This is a genomic window from Tunturibacter gelidoferens, from assembly GCF_040358255.1.
Taxonomy (GTDB): Bacteria; Acidobacteriota; Terriglobia; order Terriglobales; family Acidobacteriaceae; genus Edaphobacter; species Edaphobacter gelidiferens.
The window spans coordinates 1,614,357-1,628,932 of record NZ_CP132938.1; the positions used below are offsets into that span (position 1 = coordinate 1,614,357).

Below are 14,576 nucleotides of genomic sequence, written 5' to 3' on the forward strand. Positions count from 1 at the left end.
GGTTTCTTTTCACACGCGTTGCGGGGTGGGCTCTCTTAAACTTAGGCGGTCTGTCGTTTTTTTGAAGAAGACACATGGGCCTGGGGAAGATAATTCGTAGTTCTTGGTGTGGCGCGAGTTGCGCGGTGGTGCTGGGCTGCGCGATGGTGCAGGTTCTGCCTGCGAAGGCGGTTCGGCAGCGGCATGTGGAGTTGACTCCGTGGGAACAGGCCGAGCGGGGACGGCAGGCGCTGGAGGCAATGCCGGAGGGGACGCGGACGCGAGCCGATTACGCGCGGGCGATGGATGGGTTTCGTACGGTGTACCACGAGGCTCCGGGGGATATGCATGCTCCCGACAGCGTGAATGCGGTGGCGGAGTTGCTGGCGGAGCAGGGGCGCGGACTGCATGATGCGAAGAGTCTGAAGGCTGCGGTGGGGCAGTATGAGTTTTTGCGGACGCAGTATCCGGGGAGCTCGCTGCGTGTGGGGGCGCTTCTGGCGGAGGGGCAGATCTATGAGAATGATCTGCATGATGCGGCGGCGGCGCGGGAGAGATATTCGCTGCTGGTGAAGGAGTATCCGCGGAGTGAGATGGCGGAGGAGGCTCGGGCTGGACTGGCTTCGCTGGATCAGGGTGGGCGTAAGGATCCAGGTGCGATGGGAGCGGTTGGGGCGGCTCCGGTTGGGTCTTCTGTTTCTTCGAATGCGGCTACGGCTGCGAAGGAGGCTGGAGCTGGTGGGATGTTGGCAGCGGCGAGTGCATCTGATGGGCGCGACGCTCGCGTGTCGGGTGTGAGTTCGGCGGGTCAGGCGACAGTTGCGGAGAGGCAGGGGGCTGCGCCGGCGGATGAGGCGGACGGTACAGCTCCGGGCTCGACTTCGGGCTCGGCTTCGGGTTCAGATGCGGGAGCGCAAAGTGTGGCGCCGATGCATATAGCGAAGACTGTGCGGCGTGGGCATATGGCGCAGGTGACGGGAATTCGCCACTGGTCGACGCCGAACTACACGCGGGTGGCGATCGACCTGGGCGACGATGTGACGTATGAGGCGGCGCGGGTTCCGAATCCAGATCGCATCTATTTTGATTTGCATGGGACCCGGCTGGCGCAGGAGCTGGTGGGCAAGAGCTTCGCTGTGACGGATGACGGTTTTTTGAAGAAGATTCGGGCGGCGCAGTTTTCGAATGACATGACTCGAGTGGTGCTGGATGTTAATGATGTGACGGAGTACTCGGCGTTTCTGCTGCCGAATCCTTATCGCTTAATTATTGATATCCATGGTGGTAGTAAGGCGGAGCCGGGCGCTCCGGTGGTGAGTGTGCCGATGCAGAGAGCGGCGGCTCCTGCGCCGTCGGTTCCGAATACGACGGCGGTGAAGTCTGGGAGTTCGTTTGATGTGGCTGCGGTGAGTGCGCAGCCGGGAAGGGTGGAGGCGACGACGCAGCCAACCTCGCAGCCGATCTCGGCGGTGGTGTCGGACAGGAGTCAGTCAGATAAGGCTCAGGGCTCAGGGCTCAGGGTTCAGGGGGGCGATGGTGCATCGGGGACAGGTAGCTCTATTGGAGTAGCGACAAGCTCTGCGGACGTTGCGGTGCCTGTACCGAGCACGAGGAAGCTGCGACACGGCAAAGGTGCGAAGGATGCCGATGCGGTTCCGGCGCGGGCGGCAGTGCCTACGGCGGATGGCGAGACCTCGATGGTGCGGGCGCTGGGGTTGAAGGTTGGACGGATCGTGATCGACGCGGGGCATGGGGGGCATGACTCGGGGACGCTGGGCGTGGATGGGATTGAGGAGAAGGACGTGGTGCTGGACGTAGCGCTGCGGCTGGGGAGGCTCCTGCATGAGCGCCTGGGGTCGGAGATTATTTATACGCGGTCGGACGATACGTTTATTCCGCTGGAGACCCGGACGGCGATTGCGAATAAGGCACAGGCTGATCTGTTTCTTTCGATCCATGCGAACTCTTCATCGGATGCGAGTGCGCGCGGAGTGGAGACTTACTACCTGAACTTCACGTCGTCGCCGGATGCGCTGGAGACGGCGGCGCGTGAGAACGCTGTGTCGGACCAGTCGATTCATCAGCTGAGCGATCTGGTGAAGAAGATTGCGCTGAAGGATAAGATCGCCGAGTCGCGAGAGTTTGCAGGGGATGTGGAACAGAGTCTGTATGGTGGGTTGCAGAAGGGGAATGCAGGACTGAAAGATCGCGGTGTGAAGAAGGCTCCGTTTGTGGTGCTGATCGGGGCGAATATGCCTTCGATCCTGGCGGAGATCTCGTTTGTGACGAATGCGAAGGATGCTCGGCAGCTGCAGCAGCCGGAGTATCGGGAGCGGGTGGCGGAGAGTCTCTATAAAGGTGTGGCGAAGTATGCCGGTGGGTTGAGCGGGGCGAAGGCGCCGACGGAGCGGGCCAGCGGGAATTAATTCTTGGTTGTGCCGGGTAAGGCGAGAGGAGAAGCGGATTCCTTCGCGGCGCTGCGGTGACAAATAGATGCGTGGTGCTTAGGGCAATCAATAAAGGCTGTGGAAGGGCGAACAAAAACGGGCAACGACAACGGCGAATACGGGGGTCTCTCCACTGCGCTGTTCACGATGAGGCTGTGAACCGCTTCGGTCGAGATGACGTTGTTTGTTGGGAGGGAGATTTGGTGAGGTGATGGGTGCGCGATTCTTAAATTTTTCCAATCTGGATGATTCGGGGATGGCAGGGCAGTTGCTTCTAGTTCGTCGCGGAGATTTTTTCGCACGAAGATGCGGCGCTTGCCTCGTTGTTTCGATGCGGTGATGGCGTGCTTCAGTGAGGAGGCCCATGAGGCCTGAGACGCAGAAGATTCAACCGCTTTACGGGAGTGCCTTTCACTGTATCGGGGCCGAGTGCGAGGACTCCTGCTGTCACGGCATGAGCGTTCTCGTGGACAAGAAGACTTACGAGGGATATCAAGAGTTTCCGGAGGAGAATCTGGGTGCGCTGGTGAAGGAGTATGTCTCGATTCTTCCTGTCGGCGCGACTGAATCTCTTTATGCGCGTATCAAGCCGAACGCATCGGGCCGATGCCCGTTTCTTTCTGCGGAGCGGCTCTGTGGGGTGCAGAAGGAGTTTGGCTCGGCACATCTTTCAGCGACGTGTTCGACTTATCCTCGCGCGCTGAACAGTGTGGAGAATGAGCTTGAGATTTCGTTGTATCTCTCGTGCCCGCAGGCAGCTCGGCAGGTTCTGCTCGATGCCGACTCGACGCGGGCGATGGGCGATGCTTCGTCGGCTAACTTTCGAAGTGACCAGTTTTCGCGGCTGGCTACCGGGGAGGGTTCGATTCATAAACCGATACGGTACTTCTGGGAGGTTCGGGATCTGGTTGTCGCCATGATTCAGGATCGTAGGCGACCGCTGTGGCAGCGGCTGTTTTTACTTGGGATGCTTTCGAAGCGGCTGAACGAAGTGACGACCGCGCAGGAGGACGATGCCGTGCCGGAGATACTCGGCAGCTACTGGGAGATATTAGAGAGTGGGACGCTGCGCGACAAGCTGGAGATGGTGCCGGCGCAGCCTGCGGCGCAGCTGGATGTGGTCCTTCGTTTGATTGATCAGAGGATTCGGGCGGGCTCATGCGGACAACGCTTTCTGGAGTGCTTCGACGAGTTTCTGCAGGGCATCGGGTACTCTGCGGGATCAAGTTCGGCGAGTGATGCTCTTAACTATGTGGAGGCGGAGGCGCAGTACTGTGCTCCTTTCTTTGCGGGGCATCCGCATATTTTGGAGAACTATCTACTGAACTATGTCTACCGGACGCTGTTTCCGTTTGGTCGCGAGGCGAGCGCTCATATCACTCCGCAGGGAATCTTTGGCGAGTGCCTGTTGATGGTGACGCAGTATGCGCTGGTCTACGGTCTGCTGGTCGGGATGGCGGGTTATCGGCGGGAGGCGTTCGGGGAGGAGCATGTCGTCAAGCTGGTGCAGTCTTTCTCGAAGACAGTGGAGCATAGTCCGAGCTACTTAAAGGAGATCAATCAATTGATAGAGAGCAGGGGGTTAGGGGATCCGCAGGGGATCGCGACGCTTTTGAAGTTTTCTTAGGATGAGGTTGGTGGATCGTTCTCGGGTTTGAGCGGCATGGAACTTAGGGAGGAGGCTCTAGGCTTACGTTCGGGCGCTGGTGTAGTCTGACCAACGTATGGGTTTTCTTTCTCGGATGCGGGTTGTGTCGACGGCCGTGCTGGGGCTGGTGGTGATGGGTGCCTCTGTGATTTCGCTGGAGGGACAGACGCCGAAGGTGGTGTTGGCGGAGCCGCCGACGCCGCTGTTGCCGGAGTCGCTGCGGGGAGGGGCTGACCATGACGCGGGTACTGGTGCTCCATCGTGGAGCGGAGTCGATGGGCCGGTGCTGGTGGAAGATGGGATTCGGCGATATGAGCGGGGAGGGCCGCAGAGTCCTGGCGCAAACGGCACGGTGACGGTTTACCAGTTTGAAGATGCTACGGGGGCAGCCGCTGCGTATGACTATCTGCATAAGAGCGCGCCCTATGTGGTGCGGAGTGGGGTGTCCGTGGTGGTCGCTAATCTGAAGGGCAGTCCGGCTTCGGCTGAGGCGCTGCTACGGACGGTGGAGGTGGGGCTGCCGAAGGTAGGGGGGCCGAAGGGAATGTCTCCGCTGCTGCCGACTTATCTGCCGGCGAAGGGTCTTGACAAGGGCTCGGAGCGGTATGCGGTGGGACCGGTAGGGTATAAGGCGATGGGCGGGGCGCTGCCGCCGGAGATTATTGGCTTTGATAAGGCTGCCGAGGTGGTGACGGCGAAGTACGAGGGGAAGGGTACGCTGACGATGCTGCTCTACCCGACACCTCAGATTGCGGGCGACCACGGGCGGCAGATCGAGGCGGAGATGAACCAGGAGGGTTCGGCTGCAGGGACCGTGAAGCTGAGGCGTGAGGGGCCGCTGGTGCTGATGACGACGGGCGCCTGGAACGCGGCCGAGGCGCAGAGGCTTGTGGAGGGGATCCATCTGCGGAGCGAGGTGACGTGGAACAAGGCGATGCCTCCGGAGTTTCATGCGGAGATCAGGAAGACAGTGAGCCTGCTGACCAGTATTCTGGTGTTCTGTGGATTAGGGGCTTTGGCGGCTGTGATTCTGGCGCTGTTTCTGGGTGGCGGACGGGCGGCGATCAGGGTACTTCAGGGTAAGCCGGCAGCTACTGAGCCAGAGTTTCTCCGGATCGATTTGAGCGGAACTGCGGCTCGGATTCAGACGAAGGGGTCTGGGGTCGAGCACGGAGGCTGATCGAGTGGGCCCCAATCTGCACTGAGGATGGTGCAGGGGGCGAGCTAAGCGGCTGATAGGAATATCGTTCGGGTCTGGATGTACTGAGCAAAAGCGAATCTTAGGCGAAAATATGACTATCTGTTATCAGGTTAGTAACCCCCGTAACCATTGAAAAATAAGGACTTACATTAGTTGAGTTTTGACCTTGACACGTCATATCGCCAAACTTAGTATTTCGCCAGAAAGTTCTGATGGCTTTGCCTCCGTTGGAACTATTCTCCCTAAAGAAGAGGCCACCTCGTTGCCGGGTGGCCTCTTCGCTTTTTCAGACGGGATTTCCGTGGGTTATTTTTCCGAGAGGATTGGTTACCAAAGTGGGAGTGCGGAGGGGAAGGAAATCATCCGAGGTGTTGTGTTGGTGTCATGGCGGGGGCCTGGCCGCCGATGCAGGTCTTAGGGAATGGAAGGCTCTTCGAATGAAGAGGTGGTCTATGTCTCAGGGGCTACATCCGATGCTTCAAGTTGCCATCGCTCTCGCGGCTCTGGTGATATTGGTGTGGCCCAGTGAGATGGGAGACGGAGGAACGTTAGAGGTGATGGAGTCTGAGTCTTCGAACGACGACGTGCGGAACTTTGGTCAGGGAGTGGGAAACGATAGCTCCATCGAGACGTCGGCTCGGGCATAGGGAGAGGGCACGACGCGCTCCGGTGGCAGTCGTTTGAAGCCGACTGCTTCGTAGAGGTGAATGGCAGGGGTCAGCTTGTGGTTGGTTTCGAGATAGAGGCGAGTTGCACCTGAGGCCTTCGCTTCCTCGACAACGCTCTGGAGCAGTCGGCGTCCGATTCCGGTTCCCTGGCACGCTTGGGTTACTGCCATCTTGGCCACTTCAAACTCGCCGGGTTTCATTGCGACTAGAGCGCAGCAGCCAACGGTTTCACCGTTCTGAATGGCGAAGAAGATGCGGCCGCCATGGTCAAGGATGGTTGTCTGAGGGTCGGAGAGGGAGTACACGTCCTTCGGCTCGAGGACGAACTCGCGGGTGATCCACTCTTCGTTGAGGAGGCGGAAGGCGATCTCGTCTCCTGGTTCAAATTCTCGGATCTTAAATTCCAGAGCTGTGTTGTTCATGGGGTCTCCACTAGTTTCTGCTGTTTTCGGACTGCTGGCGCGAGCCGGTGTAGAGCACGGCTGGTGGAAGTCGGTCTCCATGCGGGCCGTGACCCCCGGGGATGTTTTGGAAGTAGAGACACCAGCCGGGTTGTATCTTTTGTTCCGGAAAGAGTCACTCGCGACGCCTCCTGAACTAAACGCTACGAGGAGTCTCGAGGGATGTCCAATAGCTGAAAAGTCGTGATCTATATCATTGATGTATGAGTGACCAGATCGAACTTCGGCATCTGCGGTACTTTCTGGTGGTCGCTGAGACGCTTCATTTCAGCAAGGCGGCGAGGCGCCTAGGGATGGCGCAGCCTCCGCTGAGCCAGCAGATCAAAAGGCTGGAGCAGATGCTTGGTCATGCGCTCTTTGAGCGGACGACACGCGGAGTGAAGTTGACGGCTGCTGGCCAGTTGCTGGCGAGACGTGCGCGAAGCACGATGGAGAAGGTGGACGAGGATCTTGCCCAGGTTCGCCGGCTGGGGCGCGGCGAAGAAGGAACGTTGACGGTGGGTTTCAGCGGCTCGGTGATGTTTACGGAGCTGCCCGCTGCTATTCAGAGTTTTCGGCGTCGTTATCCGAAGGTTGAGCTGCGTTTGCGCGAACTCGTGACGTCTGCGCAGATCGTTGCGCTCCTCAATGGCCAGATTGACCTTGCGTTTTTGCGAGATGGCGACCCGACTGAGGGGATTCGAATCACTACTTTGTCGAAAGAAAAGTATGTGGCTGTGTTGCCGGAGGGCCATCCGTTGACTCGGCGAAGTACTTTGAGCGTAAAGGCATTGGAGGGTGAACCGTTCATCATGTTCGCGCGGCGTATGGGACCGCTCGCCTACGATCGAACGATCGCGTGTTGCGAACGAAGCGGATTTCGTCCGAACATTGTTCAGGATGCGCCGCAATGGTTGACGCTTGTGCGTCTGGTGGCTGCCGGGCTTGGCGTGTCGCTGGCGCCAGCTTGTGTGGCGAGGGTTGCGATGCCGGGGGCGGTGTATCGAGAGGTGAAGGCTGGGTGCCGGACGTCGATCGATCTCGGCGTCAAGATGGGAGCGGAGAGTGTACTTGCGAGGAACTTCATCGAGATCGCGAATCAACATCTTGTACGTTGATCCCGAGGAGGCGGCGCGCTGCGCTTGTGGCTATCGGAAGTTAGCGACAAAAGAGAGATTTGGCGGATGGCCACGAAGCCGATAGAATAGAACGACAGGCCGATGTAGCTCAGTTGGTAGAGCAACTGATTCGTAATCAGTAGGTCAGCGGTTCAACTCCGCTCATCGGCTCCAAGTATCTTTGAATCAATACTTAGAACCAGACGAAATACAAACTACATAACATCGCATAACAAACCACCCGCCCGTTCTTGCAGAGGGAGACGAAAGTCCTCCATCTCCGGGTGGTGGTAAGTGCTTAAGAGCATCTTCACATCGTGACCCAAAATATCTGCTGCTACTTTCGGAGAAACCCGATTTCGTAACATCTGGGTCGCTGCTGAATGCCGGAAAGCGTGCCATCCGCTAAGCGTGATGCCAAGTTCTGTAGCTGCCGGGCGGATGTAGCGCTTAAGGGCGTTGCCAGGATTGACTGGTGTTCCCTCACGCGAAGCAAAGATATAGCCCTGACCGAGTGAGCGAAGTCTGTTAAGCAATTCTGTTCCGCCCAACGGCAATTTTCTGTTGCTGTTCTTGGTCTTCGGTGTGTCCGCTTTGCCCTCGTAGATGCGGCGGCAAATGTGGACGTTCCCTTCAGCATCGATGTCAGAAGCCTTTAGGCCGATTGCTTCACCGATCCGTGTCCCTGTTGCATCCAGAAACAGAACCAGCGTAGCGTATGGTTCCGCCAGCTTTTTCGACAAGCTCACAACTTGCTCACGGCGAAGAATCTCGCTATGGGGTTTTTCCGGTGTGAGTGCACGAGGCAGTTTGATCCCAGCGCACACGTTCTTCTCAACCCAATCGCATGCCATCGCCCATTTGAGGACAGCACTGAAAGCGGAGTGAAGAGACTTCAGCGTTGTGCGGCGGTAGCCGACTCACGTGCCCCTTGAATAACCCAGAGACTCTGCCAAGCGCAGAAAAGTGATGCGACAAACGGAATGAGGCCCGCAATGCCGATTTTTCTTATTGTCACTCGGATTCCCTTGAGCGGTTCACGATCCGCTCTTCCGAGGACGAACCCGATGAAAACCAGGAGTAGACCTCCGATAGCGATAGCGGCTTGCAATATTCCTAGTGCCACGTCCTTATTTGCCATGATGCTTCAGTTTATCAATTTGGGTGAGTTCTTACAGGCTGGTGTTGAGCCTGTCTAGGAAAAGTGAATGTTGCGCCGATTCGTAACAAATTTCATAACAACCGCGCCCAAAAGTGCCCACTCTTGACCAGTTCAGAAGCCGGGAAACCGCTGATAGCACTGGTTTTGTTGGGCTGACCGACCATCAGTAGGTCAGCGGTTCAACTCCGCTCATCGACTCCATTCCTTTCAATTACCCTAGAAGCTTTTCGCCGTCAGACCAACTGATTCTGTTTAAGCTGATTTTGGAAGCGAACTGTTTGAGTGAGATGGCATGTCTTCGGATATGTTCGCGAATTCCACAATCTCTCCCGCATTGATGTTCACCTATGGGTCCTCGTGCCGTTCCCGAGTGATTGATACAGTCAAGTATGAGGCTGATTCGCGATGCTGTTCCCGAAGCTGTAATTGTGAAACGGCCCAATACAGTGAGCGGGCGGTGAGTCTTTCCGATTCTCAATAGTCTTTCTTCCCAAGAAGCTTGCGGGCACGGCGGATAAATGGAGCATCAATCATCGCTCCATCAATGCTGGTAACAGCCACCCCTTTTTGCGCCGCCTGTTCCGCAGCCTCCAGGATTCGCGCAGCGGAGACGAGTTCCTCTGACGTTGCGACAAATACCCGGTTAACAATGGGGATCTGTGAAGGATGAATGCAGCTGGCACCTACGAAACCGAGTGAACGAGAAGCTCTCAATTCATCTTCATAACCAGACATATCTTTGAAATTAGCGTAAGCCGAATCATAACAATCGAGGTGAGCTTCGGCTGCTGCCAGGCGAAGGGTAAGCCGAATCTGGTTCCTAGCAGCGACATTACTCTGTGCCACACCCAGCGGCTCCAGTAAGTCTGCAAAGCCGATCTGCAAGCCGAGCACTCGTGGGGAACTGAGCGCGATCTCCGCAGCAAAACGTAAACCACGCGGCGATTCGATCGTGGGAAGGATGCCTAAAGGGGTAGGCAGGCTTCGCGACCGCTCAAATTTGGCGATTATATCTGCTGACGCGCAGACATCTTCCGCCGACTCCACTTTGGGTAAAACGATTGCAGAGATCGACTTCCAGACTGCGCAGTCTACATCTTGCTCAAAGTCTGCAGAGGCGACGGGGTTGGTGCGAACCAGAAGCAGCGGTTGATCGATGGACTGGCGTTCGCGCAAGTAGGATTGCAGATGGTCTCTGGCTTCAACCTTCCGTGCTGGCGCAACGGAGTCTTCAAGATCGAAACACACAGCGTCTGCGCCGGACTTAGTCGCCTTTTCAAAGAGCTCCGGACGGATCGCAGGTACAAAAAGTTTGCTGCGCATCATTGTTTATCTCTTCTCTGGTTTGTCGGGCATCTTTACGAGACCTGACGAAATAAAACCTGCAATGGCGGAATCCGTATAGCCGATCTCACCCAGCACGTCGTGGGTGTCTTCTCCCAGATGAGGAGCGGCTCTGCGGAAGCGCCCAGGCGTGGCCGACAATCTGGGTGAGATTGTGTGTACGGGGATTGTTCCTAAGTCGGTATCTGGCAACTCAACGACAATCTGTCGCGCATGAAAATGTGGGTCGTGCTCGATGTCGGACATGTCGTAAATTGGACCAACAGTCACCCCGTTCTTCTGAAAAAGGTCGAGGCATTCCTGTTGGTTGAGCGTGAGTATAAAGGAGGCGATCATTCGATCCAGTTCAACCACATTGTGTAGTCGGTTTTCATTCGTTGAAAAGCGAGGATCGGTGATGAGCTCCGGCCGGTTGATCGCTCGAAAGATCTTTTCAGCCATCTTTTGCGTCGAACCGGAGAGGCATATCCAGTGCTCATCCAATGTGCGGTAGACATTACGCGGAGCACTGTTGGTTGAACGGCTTCCTGTACGAGGTTTAACGACTCTAGTCAGCCGGTGGTTCGCAGCCTGTGCACCTAGTATGGAAAACAAGGGGTCTAGCAGCGGGATGTCTATTACCTGGCCTTCACCGTGATTAACCTCGACATGCCGTAGTGCCGACAAAATTCCGATCGCTCCATAAAGACCTGCAGTCATATCACCGAGATAGATGGGCGGCAGTACAGGCTCGCGGTCAGCGAAGCCGTTCATTGAAGCGAACCCAGACATGCCTTCTACAAGAGTGCCGAAGCCGGGGCGCTCAGCGTAAGGGCCGGTTTGTCCCCAGCCCGATATGCGTGCCAGTACAAGTTTGGGGTTAGCGGCGAACAACGTCATTGGGGCGAGGTTCATTTTTTCGAGAGTCCCTGGACGGAAGCTTTCAACCATTACGTGAGCCTCGGTGGTGAGGCGAAGCAGTATGTCTCGAGAGCCTTCATCGCGCAGGTTGAGACAAAGACTGCGCTTATTGCGGCTGTAGGTCTTCCATGCGGTTTCGACGCCGGCGACTCGCCACTCGCGCAGAGTGTCGCCTCCGGGTGGTTCAATTTTGATAACGTCAGCACCTAAATCGGCTAACACCATGGTGAGAGTGTTCCCGGCGACGAGTCGGGATAAATCCAAGATACGTATCCCGTGAAGTGGGCCGCCTGGTCCGGAGGTGAATTCAATTCGGTTGAACATTAGCTATTTTCCATGTGTAAGGAAACGCAAAATTAGTAGCGTCAGGGTAACGGTAATTGCTCCGCCGATACGCGTTGCAATCTGAGCAAAGGGCATGAGTTCAAGACGATTGGCTGCGGTCAGAATAGCTACGTCTCCAGTGCCTCCGGCGCCGGTGTGACAGGCGTTGACGATAGCGGTTTCGACGGGATAAAGATGTATCCATTTGCCTATAAAGAAGCCAGTAACAACAAGAGTGAGGACGACAAGAACTATCACTGCTAAATTTGCCGGATGTAGTGCTTCTTTCACCGACTTCCAAGGCGTCAACGCAACAGCCACAGCGAAAAGCAGCGGATACGTTACGGCGACCGCAAAGAAGTGCCCGACGGCCGCCGCCGCCCGATCGATCCATGGCGGAAGCAAGTTGGATACCTTGAGCAGCACTGCTATTACAAGCATTGTGACGGGGGGAGGAAACCCCAAAAGAAAGTGCGAAACAATGCCGAGCAAGTAGAGAGAGATGGCAAATAATGCGGCCGCACAGAGTTGATCATTCCTAGGTGCGATAGGGGCGACATTTAGCGACGCCGGCAGAGGGAGTATGTTGGACGGTGGCTGCAGCAATCCATTACCAGTGAGGGACGGATAGCGACGCCCGATGGCATTGAGGCATCCAGCCATGATGATGGCGACGAGATTTGCAAAGAGGACGACAGGCAGCAGATGTGCGAGGTACTCGGCGGAGCTTTGATGAAAGATGTCCTCATAGCCGATTGAAAGTGGAATGGCTCCTTCACCAACACCACCTGCCATCACGGGGACGATAACGAGTGTGACAATACTGGCTAAGGGCAAACCGATCGCAACACCCGCTACAGAGCCGATCAACACGGCCATAAGCGAGCCGGCGAACAGTGGAATTAAAACTTTCGCAATCCCTTGCAACAGCAACTTGCGATTCATGCTGAGGATACTGCCGACGATGATTGCTGTAATGTACAAGTAAATAAAATTGGTTCCCTTGGTGAAGCTGGTGACAGTTTCCACCAGGTTAACGGGCAACCAGTGTCGATACACCAGGTAAGACGGCAGGAATGCGGCGGTGATGGCCGGTGCTCCGAGGCGTCGCAAAAACGGAATGAGTCCCCCAAGCCACGCGCATAGGAACCCTCCTGCGGCGAGCGTTGCAATCATGACGGATACGTCTCCAGTGAGCGCATGGGCACCCGTCAGAGCCGCTACAACACCAAACAGCAGAACAAACACGGGAAGGGGCAGCAGCCCAATGCGATAAGAGAGCCAGCGGGGCCACTGTCGAAGTACCTGCGTTTCGGGGTTCAACTCAAGAAGCATTCATCTCACGTCAAGTATGATTGATAAAATAGAACGACGTTCTTTTATACGAAATGAGTGTCAACTTCAACAGACACAATGTCAAGGAGGCAGCTTGCCGCGAATTTCACGATCTGTCACGGGGGGGTCTGCAATCGCCGATCGCGTTCTTGCGTTGCTATCGGCATTCCGAGCAGGGGACACTGAGTTGGGGCTCGCAGAGCTTGCAATGCGCACAGATTTGTACAAGAGCACTGCGCTGCGCTTGCTGCACTCCCTGGAAGGGGCACACTACCTGATCCGAACACCTCAGGGAACCTATCGATTGGCGGCTGAGGTTCCGAGACTAAACGCAGTGCACGAAGCAGCCGACGGGCTGCAAGCGGCCGTGATGCCTATTCTGCGTAGCCTGGTTGCAGTCACTCACGAGACTGCCGCACTGCATGTCCGGCAAGGGAATCATCGCGTTCGGCTGTTTTGGATAGATTCACCGCAGCCCCTGCGAGAGCATGTCATGTTAGGAGAAGAACTGCCTCTGGACCGAGGGGCTGGTGGTCTAATTTTGGGAGCCTACTCAGGGGCCCGAGGCGCGGGCCCAGACAAAATTAGGAAACAGGGATATGCGACTTCCATCGGAGGTAGGCTGCCGGAGCTATCAGGTATTTCGGCCCCCGTATTCAACTCGCGCGGTGAGTTGGCTGGCGCACTGACACTTACGATGCCGACGCAGCGGTGGAAGCTGTCCTGGCGCCAGATTGTAGTGGCGAAGGCGAAAGAGCTCACAGAAGATCTAGGCGGCACAGTCGTAGTTGGAGAACGGGTGAAAAAGCACCGCTGAACGGCGATCTGGTCAGGTAGCCAATTTGCGACGAGGCGCCGAGTCTGGCTTCTTCTTACTTTGACGTGTTGGAGGGGGAGGAGCAATGGAAGCCCCTAGTCGAAGCTCCGTTGGCAACACATGGTGACGAAAGGGACGATTCGGATCGCTTACCCTTTCAAGCAAAAGCTGAACTCCCAGCGAACCAAGTTGATAACCAGGCTGCAAAACGGAAGACAGTGGAGGATCCATCAGCTCGGTTACTTCGAGTCCGTCGAATCCGAACAGCGATACGTCATGCGGACAGCGAAGACCCAGCTCGCGAATAGCCATCACGACGCCCATGGCAATCATGTCGTTCTGGGCAAAGATCGCGGTTGGCCTCGGCTTAAGCTGTAACAGTCCTAGTGCCGCTGAGTATCCACCTGCACGATCGAAGGAACTCTCCTGCACATACTCTGCGGGAATTTGAATATTTGCTTGTTTCAATGCACGTCGGAAGCCGGCCAGCCGTGCATGGGCAATCGTCAGCTGCAAGGGACCCGTAATGGTAGCGATGCGTTTGTGACCAAGCTGTATGAGATGTTGAGTCGCATTCAGCGCACCTTCATCGTTGGCTACGGTGACCGTGTCGCCTTTCCAATGTCTTGGCATACGGTCGAGACAAACCACAACTGCTCCGCCTCTGGTTGCACTACCGGCCTGCATCGTTATCTCGCTGAAGTTAGAGGGAATCACGATGATGCCAGTAGGAAGGTATGTCCGCAGCTGGTTCATGTACGAGACCTCTTTGGTCAGGTTGTTATCTGCGTTGCAGAGCACGAGACGATAACCGCTCCCGAACGCCGCGTCTTCAGCACCCCGAACGACAGCCGGAAAGAATGGATTGGTGATGTCCGGGATGATCATGCCGATCATGTTTGTCTTATCTCGTCGCAGACCTCGTGCAAGCTGACTAGGCTCGTAGCGAAGGGAATCGACAGCCGCGAGCACTCGGCGTCGCAGCGGTTCGCGTACCTTCGCAGAGTTATTCAGCACGTTAGAAACGGTTCCGAGCGACACCTCGGCAAGCCGCGCGATCTCTTTCATGTTGGACATGGAACACCTTTGAAAGCTTCAATATGCGGCTGAAGGAATTCTAGACGAGTCTTACTCCTGTGAGGCCCAAATCTAATGGGGCTGCGAATCGCCGTTGTTTCTACAAAAAAAACTCT

At 56.3% G+C, this 14,576-nt stretch carries 11 protein-coding genes and 1 tRNA gene; 6 read left to right on the forward strand and 6 right to left on the reverse strand.

The window, feature by feature from the left end:
- The first annotated feature begins 74 nt into the window (after nucleotides 1–74).
- From RBB81_RS07425 to RBB81_RS07435, 3 genes are all read left to right on the forward strand, one after another.
- Nucleotides 75–2,405 carry an N-acetylmuramoyl-L-alanine amidase gene (locus tag RBB81_RS07425; protein WP_246373635.1) on the forward strand — a complete coding sequence of 777 codons (2,331 nt, stop codon included), beginning with the start codon at nucleotides 75–77 and terminating at the stop codon, nucleotides 2,403–2,405.
- Between the two features lie 385 nt (nucleotides 2,406–2,790).
- The gene (gene fliB, locus RBB81_RS07430; RefSeq protein ID WP_353073235.1) at nucleotides 2,791–4,053 is read left to right on the forward strand and encodes a flagellin lysine-N-methylase; all 1,263 of its coding nucleotides are present in this window, start codon (nucleotides 2,791–2,793) and stop codon (nucleotides 4,051–4,053) included.
- A 97-nt stretch (nucleotides 4,054–4,150) separates the two neighbouring features.
- Complete coding sequence (locus tag RBB81_RS07435) at nucleotides 4,151–5,254, forward strand: DUF6599 family protein (RefSeq protein WP_353073236.1); 1,104 nt, start codon at nucleotides 4,151–4,153, stop codon at nucleotides 5,252–5,254.
- A 619-nt stretch (nucleotides 5,255–5,873) separates the two neighbouring features.
- Here RBB81_RS07435 and RBB81_RS07440 read toward each other — a convergent pair.
- Entirely contained in the window at nucleotides 5,874–6,365 is a 492-nt protein-coding gene (locus RBB81_RS07440) for a GNAT family N-acetyltransferase (protein ID WP_353073237.1), read from the reverse strand.
- 242 nt (nucleotides 6,366–6,607) lie between these two features.
- Between RBB81_RS07440 and RBB81_RS07445 the strand changes: the two genes are divergently transcribed.
- Both RBB81_RS07445 and RBB81_RS07450 read left to right on the forward strand, forming a co-directional pair.
- Nucleotides 6,608–7,501, forward strand: a complete 894-nt coding sequence (locus RBB81_RS07445) for a LysR substrate-binding domain-containing protein (RefSeq protein ID WP_183790110.1) — start codon at nucleotides 6,608–6,610, stop codon at nucleotides 7,499–7,501.
- A 98-nt stretch (nucleotides 7,502–7,599) separates the two neighbouring features.
- Nucleotides 7,600–7,675, forward strand: a tRNA-Thr gene (locus RBB81_RS07450).
- 41 nt (nucleotides 7,676–7,716) lie between these two features.
- Here RBB81_RS07450 and RBB81_RS07455 read toward each other — a convergent pair.
- The 4 genes from RBB81_RS07455 to RBB81_RS07470 all read right to left on the reverse strand — a co-directional run bounded on the left by RBB81_RS07455 (nucleotide 7,717) and on the right by RBB81_RS07470 (nucleotide 12,566).
- Nucleotides 7,717–8,328 carry a tyrosine-type recombinase/integrase gene (locus tag RBB81_RS07455; RefSeq protein ID WP_353073238.1) on the reverse strand — a complete coding sequence of 204 codons (612 nt, stop codon included), beginning with the start codon at nucleotides 8,326–8,328 and terminating at the stop codon, nucleotides 7,717–7,719.
- Between the two features lie 809 nt (nucleotides 8,329–9,137).
- Nucleotides 9,138–9,989: an HpcH/HpaI aldolase/citrate lyase family protein gene (locus RBB81_RS07460; protein ID WP_353073239.1), complete on the reverse strand. Its 852-nt coding sequence runs from the start codon at nucleotides 9,987–9,989 to the stop codon at nucleotides 9,138–9,140.
- Between the two features lie 3 nt (nucleotides 9,990–9,992).
- On the reverse strand, nucleotides 9,993–11,231 hold the full coding sequence (locus RBB81_RS07465) for a CaiB/BaiF CoA transferase family protein (protein ID WP_353073240.1): 1,239 nt from the start codon (nucleotides 11,229–11,231) through the stop codon (nucleotides 9,993–9,995).
- 3 nt (nucleotides 11,232–11,234) lie between these two features.
- Entirely contained in the window at nucleotides 11,235–12,566 is a 1,332-nt protein-coding gene (locus RBB81_RS07470) for a 2-hydroxycarboxylate transporter family protein (protein ID WP_353073241.1), read from the reverse strand.
- Between the two features lie 154 nt (nucleotides 12,567–12,720).
- Here RBB81_RS07470 and RBB81_RS07475 point away from each other — a divergent pair, with 154 nt between their 5' ends.
- The gene (locus tag RBB81_RS07475) at nucleotides 12,721–13,383 is read left to right on the forward strand and encodes an IclR family transcriptional regulator (RefSeq protein WP_423248069.1); all 663 of its coding nucleotides are present in this window, start codon (nucleotides 12,721–12,723) and stop codon (nucleotides 13,381–13,383) included.
- A gap of 12 nt (nucleotides 13,384–13,395) precedes the next feature.
- On the opposite strand, the gene RBB81_RS07480 is transcribed toward RBB81_RS07475, so the two are convergent.
- Entirely contained in the window at nucleotides 13,396–14,460 is a 1,065-nt protein-coding gene (locus tag RBB81_RS07480; RefSeq protein ID WP_179581361.1) for a LacI family DNA-binding transcriptional regulator, read from the reverse strand.
- Between the last annotated feature and the right edge of the window lie 116 nt (nucleotides 14,461–14,576).

Excerpts from the sequence above, each read along its gene's own strand:
- RBB81_RS07425 (WP_246373635.1), top strand. The coding sequence starts at position 75 with ATGGGCCTGGGGAAGATAATTCGTAGTTCTTGGTGTGGCGCGAGTTGC.
- RBB81_RS07470 (WP_353073241.1), bottom strand. The coding sequence starts at position 12,566 with ATGCTTCTTGAGTTGAACCCCGAAACGCAGGTACTTCGACAGTGGCCC.
- fliB (WP_353073235.1), top strand. The coding sequence starts at position 2,791 with ATGAGGCCTGAGACGCAGAAGATTCAACCGCTTTACGGGAGTGCCTTT.
- RBB81_RS07460 (WP_353073239.1), bottom strand. The coding sequence starts at position 9,989 with ATGATGCGCAGCAAACTTTTTGTACCTGCGATCCGTCCGGAGCTCTTT.
- RBB81_RS07480 (WP_179581361.1), bottom strand. The coding sequence starts at position 14,460 with ATGTCCAACATGAAAGAGATCGCGCGGCTTGCCGAGGTGTCGCTCGGA.
- RBB81_RS07440 (WP_353073237.1), bottom strand. The coding sequence starts at position 6,365 with ATGAACAACACAGCTCTGGAATTTAAGATCCGAGAATTTGAACCAGGA.
- RBB81_RS07435 (WP_353073236.1), top strand. The coding sequence starts at position 4,151 with ATGGGTTTTCTTTCTCGGATGCGGGTTGTGTCGACGGCCGTGCTGGGG.
- RBB81_RS07445 (WP_183790110.1), top strand. The coding sequence starts at position 6,608 with ATGAGTGACCAGATCGAACTTCGGCATCTGCGGTACTTTCTGGTGGTC.
- RBB81_RS07465 (WP_353073240.1), bottom strand. The coding sequence starts at position 11,231 with ATGTTCAACCGAATTGAATTCACCTCCGGACCAGGCGGCCCACTTCAC.